The organism is Pseudoalteromonas piscicida (genome assembly GCF_000238315.3).
Classification (GTDB): Bacteria; Pseudomonadota; Gammaproteobacteria; order Enterobacterales; family Alteromonadaceae; genus Pseudoalteromonas; species Pseudoalteromonas piscicida.
In genome coordinates, this window is record NZ_CP011924.1 from 3905956 (window position 1) to 3927404 (window position 21449).

Genomic DNA, 21449 nt, shown 5'->3' on the forward strand with positions numbered 1-21449 from the left:
GGCCCTAAATCTAAATTGGTATAAAAAGCGACGCTAAGTCGCTTTTTTTATGGAGTAAATGATGCAAAAAAAACGTGTTGAAGTCGCTGTTGGTGTTATTGAAAAGGCGCAGCAAATCTTTGTATGTTTAAGAGGTGAAGATCAGCACCAAGGTGGGCTTTGGGAGTTTCCAGGCGGGAAAATGGAAGCGGGTGAAGATGTCTTTTCGGCATTGAAACGTGAGCTGCAAGAAGAGGTTGGCATTGAGATCTATAACTCATCTGAGCTAATGCGTATTGAGCATGACTATGCTGATAAAGCCGTATGCTTATACATTCATCATGTTGAGGATTTTTCCGGTGAAGCTCATGGTGCAGAAGGGCAGCCTTCTAAATGGGTTTCAGTTGAGCAGTTGCATGAACTCGCGTTTCCTGAGGCCAACAAAGCAATTGTGGAATTATTGCAAGCGCGCCAAAGTTAGTGACAAACTTTGTTACTAAATTCAGCACTCAGAGTCATAGTCATTCACTATGTGCATAGGTAGACTAGTGAATGACCGCTTACGTGTAAATAAACATCAGCCAACGATTCTCGTTACTCTGAGGTTTGATAGGAAACACAGTTAGAAGGAATTCTTTTCAAGCCATAAAGGTTATGTCTATATTACATTCACCTATATGCAATTGACTTGCTTGATTATTTAACCTGAGGTTTGGATAAATAATTTAAGCATTATTTTATCTAGATGAATGGAATTCGGCGTTTACAAGCGAAACTCTATCAGGGGAATAAAATGAAGAAATTATCACTGACCGCTGCAAGTGTTGCACTTGCATTGGGATTGATTGGTTGTAGTGAACAACCGCAAACACAACAACAAAAACCAGCGGAACAAGCCGAAGCACAAAAGGCAGTTTTGAATTCTGGTATCGAATTAGAAAATATTGATAAATCAGTGCGCCCACAAGATGACTTCTATTTTCATGTGAATGGTCACTGGTTAGAAAAAACTAAAATCCCTGCAGATAAGTCAAATTATGGCTCTTTCTCGCAGCTCTATGATGAGTCGCAAAAAGCACTGCGTAAAGTACTGGAAGATGCTGCAAATAATGCATCTGCAAAAGCGGGTAGCGATGAGCAGAAGCTGGGGGCGTTTTATCAAAGCTATATGGATGAGGGGGCGAGAAACGAGCTGGGCTTAAACCCAGTTAAGCCTTATCTGAAAGAAATTCAAGACTTGAAGAGTAAGTCGGAGCTACCAGCTATCTTTGCTAAAATGCGTTTAACGGGCGCAAGTACACCGTTTGGTTGGTACGTTAATAATGATGCCAAAAATTCAAGCGAAAATGCACTTTATATGTTCCAGTCAGGGCTTGGTTTACCAGATCGCGATTACTATCTGAAAGATGACGAAAAATTCAGTAAGATCCGTGAGCAGTATCAGCTTTACATTGAACAGTTGTTGGCAAAGGCTGGTCATAAAAATCCAGGCCAAGCTGCACTGAATATTGTAGCGTTAGAGAAGCAAATTGCCGAGGCGCAATGGACACGTGTTGAAAGCCGCGACGCGACTAAAACCTATAACAAGCTAAGCAATGATGCGTTTAATCAATTAATGCCAGACTTTGATACGTCAGCATTTCTAACTGCGCTCGGTATCAAAGCAGACTCACTGATTGTAAGCCAACCTAGTTTCTTTGAAGGGCTATCAAAAATCATTGCTGATTCAAAGCTAGAAGCTTGGCAAGACTATTTAACGTTCCACTTTACTAATGACTACGCTGAGTTACTGAGTAAAGATGTAGTTGATCTTAAATTTGGTTTCTTTGGTAAAACATTGACGGGTGTAGAAGAACAAGCGCCAACGTGGAAAAAAGCGGTGGATGCAAGTAATTCTGTACTGGGTGAAATGTTAGGCAAGATTTACGTAAAGTCTTATTTCCCACCAGAAGCGAAAGCGCGTATGGAAGAGTTGGTTGCTAACCTTATTAAAGGGTTTGATCAGGCAATTGATGGTCTAGAGTGGATGAGTGCTGAAACAAAAGTAGCAGCAAAAGACAAGCTCAATAAGTTTACGCCGAAGATTGGTTATCCTGACAAATGGAAAGATTACTCAGCACTTGAGATAAGCCCTGACGATCTTGTTGGTAACTATGTACGCTATAGCCAATTTGCTAATCAGGAAATGATCGATAAATTAGGTAAGCCTGTGGACCGTAGCGAGTGGTTGATGACACCACAAACGGTGAACGCGTACTATAACCCAGTGAATAACGAGATTGTATTCCCTGCTGCGATTTTACAGCCACCATTCTTTAACTTAGAAGCGGATGATGCAGTAAACTACGGCGCAATCGGCGCGGTTATCGGTCACGAGTTAGGTCACGGCTTTGACGACCAAGGTGCTAAGTACGATGGTGATGGTAACCTACGTAATTGGTGGAGTGAGTCTGACCTTTCACAATTCGAAGCGCGTAGCCAAAAGCTGGTTGAGCAGTTTAATGGTTTTAAACCATTTGAAGACGCTGGTGTTAATGGTCAGCTGACACTGGGTGAAAATATTGGTGATTTAGGCGGATTAACTGTCGCTTATAAAGCGTACCAAATTTCACTAGGCGATCAAAAAGCGCCGGTTATTGACGGTTACACTGGAGAGCAGCGCTTCTTTATGGGCTGGTCACAAATTTGGCGTCGCAAATACCGCGATGAAGAGCTGCGTAATCGCCTAATGACAGATCCGCATTCACCAAGTCATTATCGAGTGATTGGTGTGCTGCCGAATATGCCAGAGTTCTATAAGGCATTTGATGTGAAAGAAGGCGATAAGATGTATCTTAAACTAGAAGACAGAGTGAAAATCTGGTAATTTCACATTTTGAATTCGTGGCGGTTTTATTGCGTTCCAGCAGTAAATCCGCCGCTTTTTACGACATCCAATTACAACTCTCTGAACTTCCTACAAAATATCACACTCAATTCTGCACTTTCTGCAAAAACTCGCTATTTCCAAGGTCAAGTTCATCGCTATTTGATGGTATTTACAGCCAAATCAGAGTAGCTTCATTTTGTCTAACACAAGGATATGAAAAAATAATGATAGCGCTGTCATTTTAACTTTTATATGATGTTTAGGAACAATAAGTGATTAAATGATGTTCATTTTGAATTGGACATGAAGACTGGGAGCAAAAGATGAGAATAAAAACGACTTTGCTTGGGGCGATAATTGCTGGGTGCTCGTTCTATACACAAGCATCATTCACGCAGCAGCAGTTAGCGCAGTTTGCAAGTGACACGCATTTTGAATTTGCGGTAGAAAATAACTTCAGTAATGGTGCAGGGGGCTTTAGCGGTGCTATTACACTGACTAACAATTCAAAAGTTGATCTACCAAAAGGACAAAGCGATTGGCAAATCTATTTGCACTCAGTTCGTCATATCTCAACGGAAACAGCTGAAGGTCTGCGCTTTGAGCATATTAATGGCGACCTTCATCGTATCACCCCTACCGATTCGTTTGCTGGTTTAAAAGCGGGTGAAAAGCTCAAGTTAGCTTTTGATGGTTCGGCTTGGGTTGCTGCATACAGCGATTTTATGCCGCGTGCCTTTATTGTGTCAGGTAAAAATAAACCGGTCATTTTTACAAATACTGATACAGAAGATATGACGCAATTCGTTGCGCCATTTGAGCGTGAGAACCAGCTGAAAAGATACAATACACCTACCGATTACACGCAGATAGCGAACGCAGCGCTGCGTTTTGAACGTAATCAAAGCAATATTTCCGTCTCAAAAGAAGATGCGCTAAGACGTATCATTCCAAAGCCTGAGCACATCGACTTTAGTCGTGGCGAAATCACTCTTAACAAAAACTGGCAGATCCGCTTTGCCGGACGTTTGAAGTCAGAAGTCGCCGTGTTTCAAGAAGACTTATCAGAGTATGGACTGGATTTAAAAGCTGAAGCTAATCACGTGCCAGAAGGAAATATCCCGACGATCCGCCTTAAAGTTGCGAAAAGTCTAGGGCGCGATTATGACTACAACCAAGCTGGGTCGTATACATTAGATATTGATGATGACGTGATTGAAATCACGGGTATTGATAACGCCGGTGTGTTTTACGGTATTCAAAGTTTGCTAGCGCTATTTCCTGCCGATAGTAAAAATGAAATTACCTTGTCTCACGTAGAGATCAAAGACTCTCCGCGCTTTAGCTGGCGTGGCATGCATTACGACAATGCCCGTAACTATCATGGTAAAGATGCGTTATTTAAATTAATTGAACAGATGGCGCGTTATAAGTTAAATAAGTTCCATTGGCACTTTTCTGATGATGAAGGTTGGCGCTTGGAGATCCCCGGGCTCCCTGAGTTAACAGAAGTCGGCGCATTTCGCTGTTTTGATTTACAAGAGCGTGAGTGCTTACTGACTCAGTTGGGCACAGGTCCTTTCAAAACGGGAAGTGGAAATGGTTACCTCTCTCGCGAGGACTTTGTCGAATTACTTAAATTTGCCACTGCGCGTCATATCGAGATCATTCCAGAAATCGAAAGCCCAGGGCATGCTCGTGCTGCGATTAAGTCGATGGAAGCGCGTTATCACAAATTGATGGAAGCAGGTAAAGCGCAAGAGGCCAAAGCCTATCTTCTGAACGATGTTGATGACACTTCAAAGTATCTAACCGTGCAGCTATACACAGATAACTCTATTAATGTTTGCTTGGACTCAAGCTATGCCTTTATGGAGAAAGTGGTATATGAGCTGCAGGAAATGTATCGCGATGCTGGCACTATGCTAACGACAGTCCATTTTGGTGGCGATGAGGTTGGAAAGGGATCATGGACTGAATCACCAGCATGTAATGAGCTATTTGCGGTCGCCGACAACGGAGTGGCTGGACCCAATGATTTAAAACCATACTTTACTCAAAAAGTAGCAAAATTGCTTGCTAAGCGTGGGATCACCCCAGCCGCTTGGGAAGATGGTTTAATGTATAGCACCACGACGACCTTTAAACGTGATGAATTTCCAAATCCACAGTTTTTGGTAAATACTTGGGATAATATTTGGGAGTGGGGCGTTGCAGACAGAGCCCACCGTTTTGCTAACAACAATTACCAGGTTATTTTGTCTCACGGTACTCATTTGTACTTTGATCACCCTTACGAAGCGCACCCTGAAGAGCGCGGCTATTATTGGGCAACTCGTTACACAGATACGAAAAAAGCATTTTCGTATATGCCAGATAATATTTATGCAAATGCGGACTTCACGCGAAACCGTGAGCCTATCGTGAACCTAGAAGCCTTAGTTGGTCGAGAGTTGCCCGCGCTTAAAAGACCGCAAAATATCCTTGGTATGCAAGGGCAAATATGGAGTGAGACCATTCGCTCGGAAGACCAAGTGTTACGATTGATTTTCCCTCGTTTGCTTTCGCTTGCGGAGCGCGCTTGGCATAAAGCGGATTGGGAAGGGCGTCGTATTAACCAAAAAGAGTTAAATAAGGACTTCTCAACCTTTGCCGCAGCCTTGTCTTTAAAAGAAATTGCAAAGTTACAAAACGATGGCATTAAGCCAAACCTTCCGGTTCCGGGTGCCAAAGTGGTGTTGGGTAAACTTGAAGCGAATAGTGCTTTCCCTTATCTTGCAATTGAAGTGAGCTTAGACAATGGCGAATCTTGGCAGCCTTATACTGATCAGATGAGTATCTCTGATGAAAGTAAGGTATTGTTGAGAACGCGAGCCGGAGAAAAAAATACGAGCCGTGTCACAGGGTTGAAATAAACCCTCGTATTCAGTTTATCGCAAAAAAGGGCAATGGCCCTTTTTTGGTGATAATTTTGCTCAAATTCTAACTGGTAATGAAATAGATTTTAACGTAAAGTTAAATGTCAGCGCTGTCATTTTTGTAAAGAAAGCAGTGAGCAAAGCAAAAAATAACAAGGCAAAAAGCCATACAAACAATAAACGATGAGTAATGTTTATGGAAGCTACCGTGTCGAATACAACAAAACGAAGTAACGCGATCCCTATGGCAATTGTCGCCGCCATGTTTTTTATTCTTGGCTTTGTGACTTGGCTTAATGGGTCGCTAATGCCATATTTGGAGCAAGTATTAAAACTAACTCCTCTCCAATCTTCATTTATTCTTTTCTCTTTTTATATTGCGGTGACATTTACCGCGGTTCCTTCTGCTCTAGTTATCCGCAAGGTAGGTTATAAAAATGGTATGGCCATCGCAATTGCGATGATGATGTGTGCGGCGTTGCTATATATTCCAGCGGCTAAAACACAAATGTTTGCATTGTTTTTGTTTGCTCAATTTACTATGGGTATTGGGCAAACATTATTACAAACTGCTGTAAACCCTTATGTGGTACGTATTGGGCCTGAAGAGTCAGCAGCTGTACGCGTAAGTATTATGGGTATACTGAATAAAGGTGCTGGTATTGTTGCGCCGCTTGTATTTACCGCGTTGGTGCTGAGTAACTTTACTGATATGGCTGGTAAAGAGCTGACTCAAGCTGATATTGATGCAATGGCCAATGGTCTTATCGGGCCATATCTAGGCTTGGCTGCATTTATTGGTATTTTTGCCTTGGGTATTAAGTTTGCACCACTACCTGAAATAGAAAAAGATGACGAAGAAGAGCATGGCTCGGTGAGAGAAGCGCTATCTCATCCTAATCTAAAGCTTGGTGTGATCGCGCTGTTTTTGTATGTTGCGGTTGAAGTGATTGCTGGTGATACGATTGGTTCATTTGCATTAGCACTGGGTGTCGAAAAATATAGTGTGATGACCTCTTATACTATGGCTTGTATGGTTACGGGCTATATTCTGGGCATTATATTGATCCCGAGAGTAATATCTCAGGAGAAGGCGTTAACAGCATCTGCGGTGCTTGGTGTGCTTCTCACGCTCGCAATTTCATTTGGTAGCCCAGACTCATTTGTCATTTCAAATCTATTTGGATTATCAGCGTTGCCTGATATTCTATTGATGGTCGCTATTTTAGGTTTAGCAAATGCCATTATGTGGCCAGCTATTTGGCCGCTCGCATTATCTGGACTTGGCAAGCTAACCAGTGTAGGCTCTGGTCTATTGGTTATGGGTATTGCCGGTGGTGCATTCGGTCCCGTGTTCTTAGGTTTAGCAAAGGGCACCTCAGGTACGGTGGAATCACAGCAAATTGCACACCTTGTAATGTTACCTTGCTATCTATTTATAATCTTCTACGCTGTGAAAGGTCATAAGATCAAAAAGAAAGCGTAGCAAGAAAATGTAAAGCATTTCTATGTATGTAGAAATAATCCCGTGTGTGATGCCACCTGAATAAGGTGGCATTTTTTTATGTCTAAATCACTCCCTACCTGCAAAACCGCCTCAATGCCAAGATCTTTTCCGCGATATAAAATCGCTGCTACGCAGATGCCTAGTGCTTATTGTTTGGTGTTTGTCGTGTAGGAGTTACTTTATGTAGCGAGGGTTTCATTCTTAGTCGCGATATAAAATCGCTGCTACTCTGATATCTGGTGTTTGTCGTGTAGGAGCTACTTTATGTAGCGATGTTTTCATTCTTAAGTCGCGATATAAAATCGCTGCTACGCAGATATTTGGTGCCTGTTGTTTGGTGTTTATTGTGTGGGAGCTACTTTATGCAGCGAGGGTTTCACTCTTAAGTCGCGATATAAAATCGCTGTTACGTTGATATCTGGTACTTGTTGCTTGGTGTTCGTCGTGTAGGAGTTACTTTATGTAGCGAGGTTTTCATTCTTAGTCGCGATATAAAATCGCTGCTACGCAGATGTCTGATGCTTGCTATTTAGTGTGTAGGGGGCGATGTGTGTAAGAATAAAAAATGTGGAATACATTTATATAAAGAGTGGGGCGACTGATGGGACTTGAACCCACGACAACCGGAATCACAATCCAGGGCTCTACCAACTGAGCTACAGCCGCCACAAAAGACTTGAACACCTTGTCTGGTGTGGCGCGCATAATACATAAGTTTTTTGCAAATGCAAAGGGAAATATCGAAAAAACTTAATAAAAGTTTTTTTTCGGAGATTATTTCCGCATACAGCAAATATTCATATATCCTATGTATGATCCAGCCGATCTAATGATAAATAACTGCTTAATATAAAAAAGGGGGATGAGTATGGAAGCTGTTTGGAAATGGGTTAATGAGAACTCAGATTTAATCTTACACTATGTGCTTCAAGGCGTTATAGCACTAATAATTTTCTTCGTTGGCTTAAAACTAGCTAAGCTCAGTGCTGATCTCACCGAAAAAGCATTTGGTAAACGCAAAGTAGATAAAGCGGTAGGCTCATTCGTTGCCAACATTGCTTATGCGATTGTGTTTGCCGCGACACTGCTTATGGCATTATCTCAGGTTGGTATCGAAACCACCTCATTCATTGCTATTCTAGGTGCAGCCGGTTTGGCTGTTGGTCTCGCGCTGCAAGGTTCACTTTCTAATTTTGCATCTGGCGTACTTATTATTATGCTACGTCCGTTCAAGTCAGGTGACTATATTGAAGCTGGCGGTAGAGCAGGTAGCGTACAAAAGATAGAAATCTTCTCTACTGAGCTACGTACTCCTGATAACAAAGTGATTGTAATGCCAAACTCTTCGATTATGTCTGGTGCAATCGTTAACTACTCGCGTGAAAAAACACGCCGTATTGATCTTGTTATTGGTGTTGGCTATGACGCAGATCTAAGAGAAGCAAAAGCAGTATTAAAGTCTGTACTAGACAATGAACCAAGAATTCTTAAAGAACCTGCGTACAATGTTGCGGTACTAGAGCTTGCTGATTCAAGTGTTAACTTTGTCGTTCGCCCTTGGGTTAAAACAGAAGAGTACTGGCCAACGTATTTCACACTTGTGGAAAATATTAAAATTGCGCTAGACGAAGCCGATATCACCATTCCATTCCCGCAAATGGATGTTCACCTACACAAAGATCAGTAAAAGGTTAGTTAGAAATGAAATTAAAGGTTTTAACCTGTTGTATTCTTGTTGCTGCAAGCGCTAATGCAGCGGCAGAAAGCAAAGCTAAGAAGCCAAAGAAAGTTTGGGATGTAACCAGTGAAGTGGGTGCGATTATCACTAGTGGTAACACAGAAACAACAACCCTAAAAGGTGGGATCAAAGCTAAGCACAATCTAACTAACTGGAATAACGAGTACAAGTTAGACGGCTTCTACAAAGAAGACACGCGTGAAAACGATGCGGGTGTAGATGTTACATCTCGTACTAACGAAAAATACTCAGCATCAGTTCAAGGTAACTACAAGTTAAATGAAGATAACAGCCATTTATTCGTGTTTGGCTCTTATGTTTCAGACTACTTTGGTGCTTACCGCAGTGAAGCGGTTATTTCAGTGGGTTACGGTCAACGTTTATTCGAAAACGACGACATGTATCTTAACGCTGAAATCGGTCCCGGTGTAAAGCGCTTTGAGCACCAAGACGATAGCACTGAACTTGACGATGACGGTGAATTACTTGCTGGTACTTCTGAAAGCGAGTTCATTGGTGTTGGTAAGCTAGATTACCAATGGCAGATCTCAGAAAACGCACGTTTTACACAGCTTATCGCGATTGAATATGGTGATACCAACACCAAGACAACGTCTGAAACAGCATTGTTGACTAAAATCAACGGCTCTCTACAGATGAAAGTGGCATATAACATCATCCACAACTCAGACGTAGCTGACGATAAAGAAAATACTGATACAGAAACCTCACTTACTTTGGTTTACAGTTTCTAAATTTACAAAGTAATACAAAAATGGGGTGTCAAACCCCATTTTTTTTAGCTTTTAAATGCTGTATTATTCATCGGTTATAACTGGATAGTATTTGAAAGGGTTTGTTTGTGTCTCTATCTCGCCATGTATTACTTTTATTGATCGCAGTTTTTGTGTTCTCAGCTCCAACTTTAGCCTTAGAGCCTACAAAACAGCAGATTGAGCAATTTAAAAAGCTTCCTAAAAACCAGCAGGTTATGCTGGCTGAAAAGTACGGTATTGACCTTTCATTGCTTGAGGAAGATGACTCAGACAAAGATGCCGACAAATCAAAAAAAAATGAGAGGAATAACTCTCGGAGAGTTTCTGAAACCGAAGAAAAGACAGATGAAGAGAAATTCAAACCTGAGCAAGAAGAACTAAAGCCTTTTGGTTACGACTTATTCTCCGAGGTGGTAAATGATTTTCAGCCATCTGAAACTCCTATTGTTCCGAGTAATTACAAGGTTGGTGTGGGGGATAAGTTCAACATTTCCTACTTTGGAAAAGAAAACCTTGATAGAGAAATTGAAATTGATTCTGAAGGAAAGTTACCGCTACCTAATTTAACACCAATCAGTGTGATTGGAATGACGTTCTCTGAAATGAAAGATGTGATTAGGAAAAAGGTTGCGCAGAAGTTTATTGGTGTTGACGCTCATGTTTCAATCTCTGAGCTAAAAACAGTAAGAGTTGTTGTTGGAGAAGTAAAATATCCTGGTTCTTACAGTTTGCCAGCCCTTTCTTCTATAACACATGCAATTTTTAGTAGTGGTGGAATTTCTCAGATAGGCTCATTGCGTGATATCCAATTAAAGCGCGGTTCAAAAGTTGTATCAAATCTTGACTTGTATAAGCTATTGCTTGCTGGCGATAGTACTAGTGATATCGCATTGCAAAATGGTGATGTTGTTTTTATACCTCCTGTTGGAAAGCAAGTCAGCGTTTCAGGTGCTGTTCGTAGACCTGCCATTTATGAATTGAGAGATAATGATAACTTAGATGATCTGTTGGTAATGTCAGGCGGATTGAAACCAGGTGCGTTATTATCGAAAGGAGTTATTGAGCGTTTCACAGGAAAAAGCTTTAAAACAGTAATTAAAGCAGACTTAAAAAACCAACAGGTTGAATTGAAAGCAGGAGATGAAGTTTTTATCCCCAATTCATCTAGTGAGTTTGATAACGCGATAACGTTACTCGGTGCTGTAACTCACCCTGGTCACTACGCTTGGTCTCCAGAAAAAACAATCTCAAATGTCATTTCTTCACTTCGAGCTGATCTATTACCGATTGCTGATTACTTTTACGCACTCGTTTTGAGAGAAAAAAGCCAAGCTGGGGAAATTGAAATTTATCAGTTTTCGCCGACAGAAGCGGTTGAAAAAAATCCCTTACATGACCTAAAGCTAGAGCCAAGGGATACCATAATTGTCTTCAGTCGCTTTGAAGAGAAAGCGCTTGAGGAAAAGCAACTGTCAAAACTCGCGCTAACTAAAGAAGAGCTTCAGCTAAATGAAAAAATAGAGCTTTGGAAAGAGTATGAGAGAAGTAAATTCTATGAATTTATAAACTTAGATTCAATGTTAGAAAAGGAATTAGAAAAAGCAAATGAGAAGGAAGTTGTACTCGGCAGTGTAGAAGCAATTCTTAAAGGCCAGAAAAAAGAGCTAGAGGATGAAGACTATAGTGTGTTCAGTCGCAAGCGATTGTTAGAGCCTTTGATTTTAAGATTAGAACAACAAGCTAGCATTTATAATGAGCTGAAAATATTTGATATTAACGGCGAAGTAAAGCACCCAGGTATCTACCCTTTACCCGTTAATGCAAGTATAGGAAATGCGGTGGCTGCAGCCGGAGGCTTAAAAGAATCAGCTTTCTTGAAAAAAGCAGAAATAACTCGCTTAACATCAGATGTAGATGCAGAAGTTTCACATATACAACTAAACTTAGAGGCCGAATTAAGTAAAGGTATAAACTCGACTGCGGTAAAAAGCAAAGACTCTATCAATATAATGCCCAAGCCTAATTGGCACCAAAACATCAAGGTTAATCTTATTGGGGAAGTGAAATTTCCTGGCGTTTACACAATAAAACGCGGTGAGACGCTTGCTGAAGTGATTGAAAGAGCCGGTGGCGTAACTAATTTTGCTTTTACAGAAGGAGCAATTTTCACTAGGGAATCTATTCGCGAAAATGAACAGAAGCAGATAAAGGACTTGTCAGAACGCTTAAGAAGGGATATCGCTTCGAGTAGCTTCCAAAGCTCAATCACGAGTTCAAAGTTAAGCTATGCTGATATGGATAAATTGCTAAATGACCTCGCTGATATTGATGCTTTAGGTCGACTGGTTATTGACCTAGAAAAAGTACTTGCTAAAAAGCAACAAATTGAGCTCCGTAACAACGACACTTTATATGTTCCGACACAACAACACACTGTCAGTGTTATTGGTGAAGTTAATGTCGCCACAGCACACTTATTTAATGCAAATTTGACACTTGATGACTATCTGCGTATTAGCGGAGGGTTAAAACAAAGAGCAGATTCTGAACGTATATACATTATAAAAGCAAATGGGTCTGTAGAAGTACCAAATAGAGGGTCTTGGTTTGCTGTGAGTAATAGTACTGAAATAGAAGCAGGTGATACCATTGTCGTACCACTAGACTCGGAGTATATGGATCAACTGACGTTATGGAGTACTGCAACTCAAATCGTATATCAAATAGGTGTCGCTGCCGCTGCGATAGGCTCGTTGTAGAGTATTGGAGAGCAACGTGATGGGATTAGAGTACCTCGTTATTGTTTGTGCTGTTGCATTGTCTTATTTAAGTATATTTGCAACAACACCCATAGCATTAAAATTCGGTTTAGTGGATTTACCAACTAAGCGAAAGAAGCACCAAGGAGCGATACCGTTGATTGGAGGTATCGCTATATCGTTTGCTTCTGCGGCTTGCATATTATTGTTTTTACCGATTTCATCATCAATAACTGCTTATTTGATAAGTGCTTTAGTTATTGTGGTTTTGGGTGTCGTGGATGACTATAAAGATCTTGATGCTAAATTTAGATTATTGATCCAGACAGTTGTTGCGCTCACAATGATGTATGGCTCTGGTGTATATATAGAGAATTTGGGTAACTTATTCACTGTAGGTGAGCTGAATCTAGGCTGGGGTGGAATTGCCTTTACAGTTGTAGCTGTTATCGCATGTATCAATGCATTCAATATGATAGATGGTATTGATGGGTTAGCTGGCTCTTTAAGTATTGTTACTTTCAGCTCGATATTTATATTGATGTGGTTGAACGGGAATCAAGATTTACAGTATGTTCCTCTTATCTTGGTCTCAAGCTTAGTTCCTTATCTTGCATTTAATGTTGGTGTTATTGGCCATAATCGTAGGAAGATCTTTATGGGAGATGCCGGTTCAATGTTTATTGGCCTCTCAGTGATCTGGTTTTTAATGATGGGAAGCCAAAAAACAGAGCAAGACTTTAGACCTGTTACTGCATTGTGGATCATAGCTGTTCCTTTGATGGACATGGTCGCCATTATTTATCGCAGGCTCAGAAAAGGGCAATCACCTCTCACCGCTGATAGAGACCATTTACATCATATCTTTTTGCGATTTGGTCTTAACGCAAGACAATCTTTATACGTTATAGTCACTTTTTCTGTAGTTATGAGCACTTTAGGTATTATTGGGGAAACTTTTGCTGTACCTGAAAGTCTGATGCTTGCGGGTTTCTTTGGTATTTTCTTGGGGTATACTTGGTGCCTTCAGCATTGTTGGCGCATTGCGAGAACAGTAAGAAAGCTAAGAGTTGGCTATTTACGCAATAAACGAAATAAATTTTAGGTAGTGTGAATTATGAAAAATAAACAAGATGGTTTTACTATGATGGAACTACTGATAGTTATCGTCATTTTAGGTCTTTTAATGTCACTTGTTGCACCAAAGTTTTTTGCCCAGTTGAGTTCGTCTGAGCGGAAAATCGCTGCCGCTCAAATGTCCGCTTTTGAAACTGCATTAGATACATACAGGTTAGACGTTGGAAGTTATCCTTCAAAATTGGAAGAGTTACGGAGTAGTTCGAATAAACGCTGGAACGGCCCTTATCTTCCGAAAGCGATACCAAACGACCCTTGGGGCAATGCGTATGTCTACAAGCTATCCGGTGAAGGTGAAACTCCTTACTTACTCAAGTCACTTGGTGCTGATGGCCAAGAGGGTGGTGAAGGTAAGAACGAAGATATAGTGCATATGTAATATGGAATCTATCTTAGTTAACCAATATGATGTTAGTCCAACAGATTTGGCTAATGCAAAACAATATCAGAAAAAGTTTGGCGGTAGAATCGAGAATATTCTAGTGAATATGGGGAGCTTGTCAGAAGATCAGTTGCCGCATATTATAAGCCTGTCACTAGATTTACCACTGTTTGATATATCTTTTTTAGATACTTTGAGCTCTTTTGAAGGCTCGAGTAAGGAGATTGCTGAGCTAATTGAACTTGGGCATTTGCCTTTTCGAGTAACTGAGCACTGTATTTCAATCGCTTCTACAGACCCTTTAGATGTTAAACTACATGATTGGGCTGCGAGACAAAGTTGTGAGCTAAAATTCTTTGTAGCGGCAAAAGAAGATATAGAAGCAATTTCAAGAAAACTTTTTACGTCAAAAAATACTGAATTTGAAATTGAGTTAACTGAAGAAGAAGAAAAGCTCCGAGCGCTGGCTTCTGAGGCTCCTGTTGTTAATCTACTAAACTCACTTATTAGTCGAGGCCTTAGACAAGGTGCTTCAGATATGCATCTAGAACCTTTTCAGAGTAAGTATCGAGTTAGATTCCGAGTTGATGGTGTATTGCACGAAGCTGAGCAAATACCACAGCATATGGAACTTCCTATCGTTACTAGATTGAAAATACTATCAGGGATGGATATAGCTGAAAAGCGTCGACCACAAGACGGAAAGATCGAAATGAAAATAGCTAATGAAGAGCTAGATATTCGAGTTTCCTCACTACCACTCAACGATGGTGAATCTATGGTTCTACGCTTTTTGAGAAAAGAAAGTATTAACTATGATATAGAAGTACTAGGTTTATCTGATGATATAAAGTCAAGTTTACTTGGGGATATCAAGAAGACGGCGGGAGTAGTTTTATTAACCGGCCCAACGGGATCAGGAAAAACTACTACACTTTATACATTTTTGAATACATTGAATAATGATGATGTGAAAATCATAACATTGGAAGATCCTGTCGAATATCAACTTGATGGGGTTAACCAAGTTCAAGTCAATAAAAATATAGGTTTTGATTTCTCGGCTGGTTTACGCTCAATTGTTCGTCAAGATCCGGACATCATTATGCTTGGTGAAATACGAGATCAAGAAACCGCACAGATAGCGCTGCAATCGGCATTAACTGGCCATTTAGTATTTTCTACCGTGCACACCAACGACGCAGCAAGCGCATATACTCGTCTACTTGACCTTGGTGTTGAGGAGTTTTTATTAAATGCTGCGCTTATCTCTGTCGTTGCCCAGCGATTAGTGAGAAAAGTTTGTAGTAACTGTAGTGAGCCTGTAGAAAATATCGACATGTTAGTTGAGCAGTATGGCTTGCAAAGCTTGGCTGATAAGTTTCATATAAAGACAATGAATCTAAGAAAAGGTAAGGGTTGCGAACTTTGTAATCATACGGGGTATAAAGGACGGTTAGCGGTAACAGAGTACTTGGCTTGCGATGAAACAATTAGAGCTTTACCAAAGGATAGCCAGTTCATTACAAGCGCAAAAGCACATAATGCTAAAAATGAGCGCCGCACCTTGATGGAAGATGGCCTATATAAAGCGCTTCAAGGTTTGACTACAATTGATGAGGTTGTGAGGGTCGCAGGTTAGTGAAATCCTTTGATTATAGAGCTTATGACCAGTCTGGTGCAAAGTTTGAAGGGAAAATATCGGCATTAGACAAAAAGTCAGCCTATGAAGCATTGGCTAAAGATGGTCTAGTTCCCTATGAAATAAAAGTTAATGACAGCCAGAAGAAAAGATCGTTTTTTGGTGAGTCTAAAGTGTCATTAAAAGATATTGAATTTTTTACGTCTGAACTCAGTTTATTACTAGCAACGGGAATTCGTATTGATAAAGGCTTAAACATCATAGCTAGAACGAAAGCTAAACCTGCGTTAGCGGGCGTAATAAATAGTCTAAGCTCAGAAATAAAGTCAGGCAACTCATTATCTCAAGCCTTACGCAAACACGATAAGGTCTTCGATAGCTTATACTGCAATCTAGTTGAGTTGGGAGAGTCTACTGGGGAGTTGAATACTGTATTTAAAGGACTTGCGAGAGATCTTAAGTTTAGAAGAACGCTCCAAGGGAAAATAGTCAGCTCTTTAACTTATCCAGCGGTTATCTTTTTTGTTTGCATTCTGAGTATTTTTTTCATTTTCAATGTAATCATTCCTAAAATGGCAGACATGTTTTCACAAGCTGAGAACTTACCTTGGTATACTGAGTTAATGCTAAACCTAAGTGAGTTTGTTACTAGGTTTCAGATCCCAATCATTGCTGCAAGTGTATTTTCTGTAGCTGGGCTTGTTTCATTATTTAACTCTAAAAAGTATCAAGGTCTTATAGATCGACTTATGCTCAGGCTGCCTATTTTGTGTAATGCAACCTTGACGTTGGAACGAATACGTTTTAACAGTGGGCTAGCACTGATGGTTAACTCAGGCTTGGCTATTGATAAAGCGCTAGAGCTTGCGAGCAATAATATTAAAAATACGATTTTGACTAGTGAAGTGAATATTGCCCAAAAAAAAGTTAAAGAGGGTGAAAGTTTATCGAAAACCTTAAGTCAAACATCAATCTATCCTCCTTTTTATATTTCCCTACTAGAAGTCGGTGAAGAAACTGGTTCTTTGGGTCCTGTATTTGATGAAATATCCTCGCGGTCAAGAGAAGATTTTGAATATTGGACCGAACGCTTGACCGCGATATTAGAGCCGCTAATGATTCTATTCATGGGGGTTTTTGTGGGGGGAGTGGTTGTGATCATGTTGATGAGTATGGTCTCTCTAAATGAGGTAAGCTTTTAAGTGATAAGTAGAGGGAGAGTTGTTTCTGGCTATACTTTAATTGAGCTGCTAATCGTTATGAGCGTTATTTCTCTAGTCTTATCTATAGTGGGCCCGATGACGGTATCTGCAATAGATAGAGCAACAGAGAAGTCTGAACTACAAGAAACAAAGATGTGGCTCAAAAACCTCGGTAATCGAGCCTTTTTATTGGGTACAGAGATATTGGTTGAAGTAGAAAGGGATAAAATTTCGATATATAACGATGTATCCAAAACATCAATGTTAGATTCGAAAGCCTTCAAAAAACTCGAATTTGAGCCTACTTTGGTAAGGGTTAATTCACAAGGATTTGCATCTCCAAATTCTATTAGCTTTAGGTACTTGGGAAATGAAAGCCACTTTCAATTTAATGACTAGTATGCGGTCAGGTGGGTTTACCTTGGTAGAAATTTTAGTTTCTGTAGTCATTTTAGTAACCACAATCACTGGTGTTTCTATGATTTATCGTGGGGCGTTAGTGAGTAGTGAAAAAGCACAGTCCCATGTTGCTATGGCTGCTAAAATACCAGCGATTTTACATCAAGCCCAAAAACAGATAAGGGCTGCTGAATTTAATAGCACACAGCTATCCGATCAGACTACGCTTGGGCAGGTTAGCTATGAGTGGCAAGCCAACACAATTTCGAAAAAAGAGATTAGAGGTAATAACAGAGCAAAAAACGAGTCTATGATTGAACAAAATCTCGATTACAATGAATATAAATTGTGGCGTGTTAACTTGACTGTCAAGTTTAAGGGGGCCCAAGAGCAGTTTGAGTTTTATGAAGTGAGTTGGAAATATGCCTCACGATAACCGCGGCTTCACCCTTGTTGAAATGCTGATCGCCATTACGATTCTATCCATGGTGTTGGTTACTGGTAATTATGTCTATTTTCAATTAGTCAGTCGTTGGGATTCACAATTAGGAAATTTTCAACAGACAGCTAAATCAACCAAGTTAGTTTATCAGTTAGATAGATTGCTATCTGCAATTCAGCCTTATGTAATAAGAAATGAACAAGGAATCCCTGTATTTTTGTTCGAAGGTGGTAGAAGCAGCATACTAGCTGTTGCTTCGAGTGGGCTCATTTACGATCAACAACCTGTGGTTTTCCGATTGTCTTTGATTAAAGATAAATCAGGCAACAAGCTGATATATCAATCGTTAAAGTTAGCGGAACAAGTTGTTAGCTCTGCTCAACAACAGTTAAACTTTACACAATCTGTTGTCCTACTTGAAAGTGTTGATACGCTAGAGTTAAGTTACTTTGGATGGCGAAACCTTAGCGATAAAGCGGCTAGAGTTGGGCATCCAGTATGGCAACCAAAATATTCAGGTATAGAGCAAGAGCTTGTACCATCAGAGATTTCATTGACTCTGCAATTAGGACAGCAACAGCTTGCTGTTGTAACTAACTTAGATCCAAACCCTAACCGCTGGCTCAGACATTATTTTGATTCGAGTAACACATGATAAAGAATAATGGCATTGCCCTAATTCAGGTGCTAGTACTAACAGCTATATTGATGATTGTGGCTGTTTTCTTCTCGAAAACAGCAAAAGAGCAAGTTAATTTTTCTTCTCAGTTTCAATCACTAGCCAAAGCTTCTGTAGAACTACACTCGGTAGCAAACCTCACGCTATTTAACTTACTCACATTTGAAAAAAAACCAAATGATACATATCCAGCTAACCTATTAGGGTATCAAGAGACTTGGAACTATCATGGGGCACCATTCCAAGCTTCTGAGTATGCGACGGTTTCGTTACAAGATATGCGCGGATTGCTTAACCTCAACTACCCCAATCAACAAAGAGTGCTTCAGATATTGACCAGTTATGGTCTTTCTCATTATGATGCAAAGCTATTTTATGACACACTAGTTGACTATCAGTCGGTCGAAGAAGGTTTACAGCGTCGCAATGGTGGAGCGCAATACAAACATGGGGCGTTGAATAGCGCTTTTGAACTGGCTAACGTTACTGATGACTTGAAGCTTATTCAATTTTTTGAAGAAAACTCAACAGTTTTTAAGTCAAGTAGTTTTAACCCGATGACGGCACCGGATGCACTATTAATGTTGCTTTTACCGAGTCAAGAGTTTCGCGGTATTAAGCTACTAAGAGATGCAAAGCAGCTAAGTAGCAAAGCATTTTCCGATATAACAATGATACAGGAAAATAGTGGAATCATTCTCTATCCGTCAAATAACTATAGGATATCCATCAGTGTGGATATAAATGGCACTAAAGTGGTGAAGACATATTATTACTTACTAAAACCAGCAAAAACTAATCCAGTTGAATTGGTGTCTGTAAAAATCAAATAATTATGAAGAATACATTAGTCAACAAGTTACAGCAGTGGTTCTTTTGTCGTTTCGTTAATTATTATGATAATGGTTTCTACGATTTTAAATTTGCAGATGGCAAATTGCAGTTGGAGCCGGTAAAAAAGTCAAAAGCACTGATTACGATATATGCAAGACCGCATTATCAAGAAGCGGTGGTGAAGCTACCTACAACAGATAAGAAACAAATAAAGAAGATACTGGTGGCTAAGAGAGAGGCAGTAGCTCGTGACTCTATCATGCTTGCCGGTGATATCGTTGTAAGTGGTAATCAAGCCAGTATAAATAGTTGGATATATGCAACTACGTTACCGTCGTCTTGGATAATGCTTCCAGAGACACTGCTATTGGCTAAGTCGCAAAGTTTCTATGAGGTTTGTGACTACAGTGTTGGGAAAGCGTTTTACTGTGCATTATTTTCAGGGCTTTGCCTCTCAGGATTTAAAACTTCTTTAATTTCTAGTCATGATCGCTTTGCTCATTCAGTCGGTGTCTCTTTTGAGCAAACCAATACTATTGAGCTTGAGTCGACCAGAAATACCTTGTTACTTAAAGGGCTAAAGTCAGAAATTACTAACTTGCCGCTGTTCATAAATAAAGGCCATGGTGTTAGTTTAACTAAGGATTTGCAAAGTTATGGGATGATTTTTGGGGCCCTTTTTGCCATTTACCTGTTTGTTTCAAGCGCATTTCTAGCGTTTTACGGGGTACATCTTGAGGGAAGGCTAGAAGGGCAAAAAGAATCCGTGGATACTGCTTTGAACGCGATAAACCGTTTTGAACGGGGTAAGCTTCAGTTAGAAGAGAGAGTGGCACTATTTGCAGATTTCGATATTCTCAGCCCCACAGTCAAAGTGATAGATGCGCTATCTCAGGTTTCAGAAGTTCAGAGTATGGAAAAAAGCGACTCACGTATCATCATTCGTGGTGTAGCACCAAGTGCATTAGCCGTTTTAGAAAGTTTACAACAGTTAGATAATGTATCTGATGCTCGATTTGATTTTCCTATCAGAAATTCTGGTAGCCAAGAGCAGTTTGTAGCAAGCTTTATTCTTGATACTTCAAGCGCAAAAGTCAAGCTAGGAGAGCAGTGGTAGTGGATGAAATAAAAAACAAAAGGGGTCTGCTCTCGATCCTAGCTATTTTACTAATTTTACGTTTTATTATAGTGCCTGTTTTTGATTGGCAGGAGCAAAGAACCGCAGAAATTAAGCAAATTGAAGCCAGACTGGAAAAGTCTAGTTTGATAGTCAAAAATCAGCAATCACTAGATACTGCCAAAGAGGAGCTAGGTAAGCGAAGCGATACTTTAAAGTTGTTTATATATCCAGCAGCTAACGAGGCCGATTTTCGATTCCAAGTGCAAAAGGAGTTAAATGAAGTAATTAACAGGCATCAGTTAGAGGTTAAAAATATTGGTTGGCTTACTCGCTTAGAAATAGAGTCCGCGGCACTAACACGCCACCAAGTCAGGATTTCGGTATCTGGAAAAACAGTGAACTTACAAGCGTTGCTAATGGAAATTGATTCAAAGTTGAATAAAGTCTTTGTTAGTGAGTTTAAGTCTACCTTCAAGTATCTTACTAGTGATTCTCTTGGATTATCTGAGGCAACATTGGTACTAGCGATGTATGCACAGCAAGAGGACGAAAAATGACGAGAAATAAGTTGCTTTTCGGTGTGATTATTGCCTTGGGGCTTATGCTTCATGGAGTTCAGTCATTTTCACTTGTTGGCGAACAGACAAAGGTTTATGACATCAACCTTAATCTGGCAGGTAGTGCTCTACCTAAATTAAATCAGCCGTCGTTAGCGGCAGTAAGTAATGTAATAGAAAAATATAAAGATTCTAGCAACACGAACTCGTCGTCTGATTCGATGTCAAACGATGCTAAACGTGCCCAAACTGGTAAACTGTTTGATTTTTATTTGGAAGATAAGCAATTAAGACTCAAGGGAGTGATTGGTGAAGGGAGTAGACGTTTTGCGATTATTGAAGCTATTGATGTAGCCTCTCAACAGCCCTCGTTAATTAGATTAACTGATGGCCAGCAATATCAAGGCTATAACGTCTCTATTGTGGATGCAAAACAAGTTACCTTTTCACGGCAAGAACAGAAAGTAACTCTGGTAATTTACAGTAATGAAAGCCTTGCAAACGGTTAA

The 21449-nt window shown here is 40.2% G+C and carries 18 protein-coding genes, 1 tRNA gene and 1 pseudogene; 19 read left to right on the plus strand and 1 reads right to left on the minus strand.

Annotated elements, in window-relative coordinates; translation table 11 throughout:
- Positions 1-61: 61 nt before the first annotated feature.
- The 4 genes from mutT to nagP all read left to right on the plus strand — a co-directional run bounded on the left by mutT (position 62) and on the right by nagP (position 7252).
- Positions 62-460, plus strand: coding sequence for an 8-oxo-dGTP diphosphatase MutT (gene mutT / locus PPIS_RS17740; protein WP_010368636.1), 399 nt, complete (start codon positions 62-64; stop codon positions 458-460).
- A gap of 312 nt (positions 461-772) precedes the next feature.
- On the plus strand, positions 773-2845 hold the full coding sequence (locus PPIS_RS17745) for a M13 family metallopeptidase (protein ID WP_010368634.1): 2073 nt from the start codon (positions 773-775) through the stop codon (positions 2843-2845).
- Between the two features lie 326 nt (positions 2846-3171).
- A complete protein-coding gene (locus tag PPIS_RS17750; protein WP_010368632.1) occupies positions 3172-5763 on the plus strand; it encodes a family 20 glycosylhydrolase in 2592 nt (863 codons plus the stop codon).
- Between the two features lie 199 nt (positions 5764-5962).
- Positions 5963-7252, plus strand: coding sequence for an N-acetylglucosamine MFS transporter NagP (nagP, locus tag PPIS_RS17760; RefSeq protein ID WP_366033263.1), 1290 nt, complete (start codon positions 5963-5965; stop codon positions 7250-7252).
- Between the two features lie 611 nt (positions 7253-7863).
- Here nagP and PPIS_RS17765 read toward each other — a convergent pair.
- Positions 7864-7939: transfer RNA gene (locus PPIS_RS17765), tRNA-His, on the minus strand.
- A 202-nt stretch (positions 7940-8141) separates the two neighbouring features.
- Between PPIS_RS17765 and PPIS_RS17770 the strand changes: the two genes are divergently transcribed.
- From PPIS_RS17770 to PPIS_RS17835, 15 genes and pseudogenes are all read left to right on the plus strand, one after another.
- Positions 8142-8960 carry a mechanosensitive ion channel family protein gene (locus PPIS_RS17770; protein ID WP_010368624.1) on the plus strand — a complete coding sequence of 273 codons (819 nt, stop codon included), beginning with the start codon at positions 8142-8144 and terminating at the stop codon, positions 8958-8960.
- 14 nt (positions 8961-8974) lie between these two features.
- Positions 8975-9766, plus strand: a complete 792-nt coding sequence (locus PPIS_RS17775; protein WP_010368621.1) for a DUF481 domain-containing protein — start codon at positions 8975-8977, stop codon at positions 9764-9766.
- Positions 9767-9873: 107 nt separating this feature from the next.
- Positions 9874-12546 carry an SLBB domain-containing protein gene (locus tag PPIS_RS17780; protein WP_010368620.1) on the plus strand — a complete coding sequence of 891 codons (2673 nt, stop codon included), beginning with the start codon at positions 9874-9876 and terminating at the stop codon, positions 12544-12546.
- 19 nt (positions 12547-12565) lie between these two features.
- The gene (gene wecA, locus PPIS_RS17785; protein ID WP_010368617.1) at positions 12566-13651 is read left to right on the plus strand and encodes a UDP-N-acetylglucosamine--undecaprenyl-phosphate N-acetylglucosaminephosphotransferase; all 1086 of its coding nucleotides are present in this window, start codon (positions 12566-12568) and stop codon (positions 13649-13651) included.
- A gap of 12 nt (positions 13652-13663) precedes the next feature.
- A complete protein-coding gene (gene gspG, locus PPIS_RS17790) occupies positions 13664-14062 on the plus strand; it encodes a type II secretion system major pseudopilin GspG (RefSeq protein ID WP_010368615.1) in 399 nt (132 codons plus the stop codon).
- 1 nt (position 14063) lies between these two features.
- The gene (locus tag PPIS_RS17795; protein WP_010368613.1) at positions 14064-15707 is read left to right on the plus strand and encodes a GspE/PulE family protein; all 1644 of its coding nucleotides are present in this window, start codon (positions 14064-14066) and stop codon (positions 15705-15707) included.
- On the plus strand, positions 15707-16909 hold the full coding sequence (locus PPIS_RS17800) for a type II secretion system F family protein (protein ID WP_010368611.1): 1203 nt from the start codon (positions 15707-15709) through the stop codon (positions 16907-16909). The genes PPIS_RS17795 and PPIS_RS17800 overlap by 1 nt, the downstream gene beginning before the upstream one ends.
- Positions 16910-16993, plus strand: a pseudogene (locus PPIS_RS25440) (prepilin-type N-terminal cleavage/methylation domain-containing protein); the annotation flags it as partial.
- 12 nt (positions 16994-17005) lie between these two features.
- Positions 17006-17308 (plus strand): type II secretion system protein, encoded by a 303-nt coding sequence (locus tag PPIS_RS17805; RefSeq protein WP_248694113.1) that lies wholly within the window; start codon positions 17006-17008, stop codon positions 17306-17308.
- A 1-nt stretch (position 17309) separates the two neighbouring features.
- Entirely contained in the window at positions 17310-17744 is a 435-nt protein-coding gene (locus PPIS_RS17810; RefSeq protein WP_276327935.1) for a PulJ/GspJ family protein, read from the plus strand.
- Complete coding sequence (locus tag PPIS_RS17815; protein WP_010368605.1) at positions 17731-18405, plus strand: PulJ/GspJ family protein; 675 nt, start codon at positions 17731-17733, stop codon at positions 18403-18405. Before PPIS_RS17810 ends, PPIS_RS17815 begins: the two co-directional genes overlap by 14 nt.
- On the plus strand, positions 18402-19262 hold the full coding sequence (locus PPIS_RS17820) for a general secretion pathway protein GspK (protein ID WP_010368603.1): 861 nt from the start codon (positions 18402-18404) through the stop codon (positions 19260-19262). Before PPIS_RS17815 ends, PPIS_RS17820 begins: the two co-directional genes overlap by 4 nt.
- Positions 19263-19264: 2 nt before the next feature.
- On the plus strand, positions 19265-20380 hold the full coding sequence (locus PPIS_RS17825; protein ID WP_010368602.1) for a hypothetical protein: 1116 nt from the start codon (positions 19265-19267) through the stop codon (positions 20378-20380).
- A complete protein-coding gene (locus tag PPIS_RS17830) occupies positions 20380-20940 on the plus strand; it encodes a hypothetical protein (protein ID WP_010368600.1) in 561 nt (186 codons plus the stop codon). The genes PPIS_RS17825 and PPIS_RS17830 overlap by 1 nt, the downstream gene beginning before the upstream one ends.
- Complete coding sequence (locus PPIS_RS17835; protein ID WP_010368598.1) at positions 20937-21449, plus strand: hypothetical protein; 513 nt, start codon at positions 20937-20939, stop codon at positions 21447-21449. Before PPIS_RS17830 ends, PPIS_RS17835 begins: the two co-directional genes overlap by 4 nt.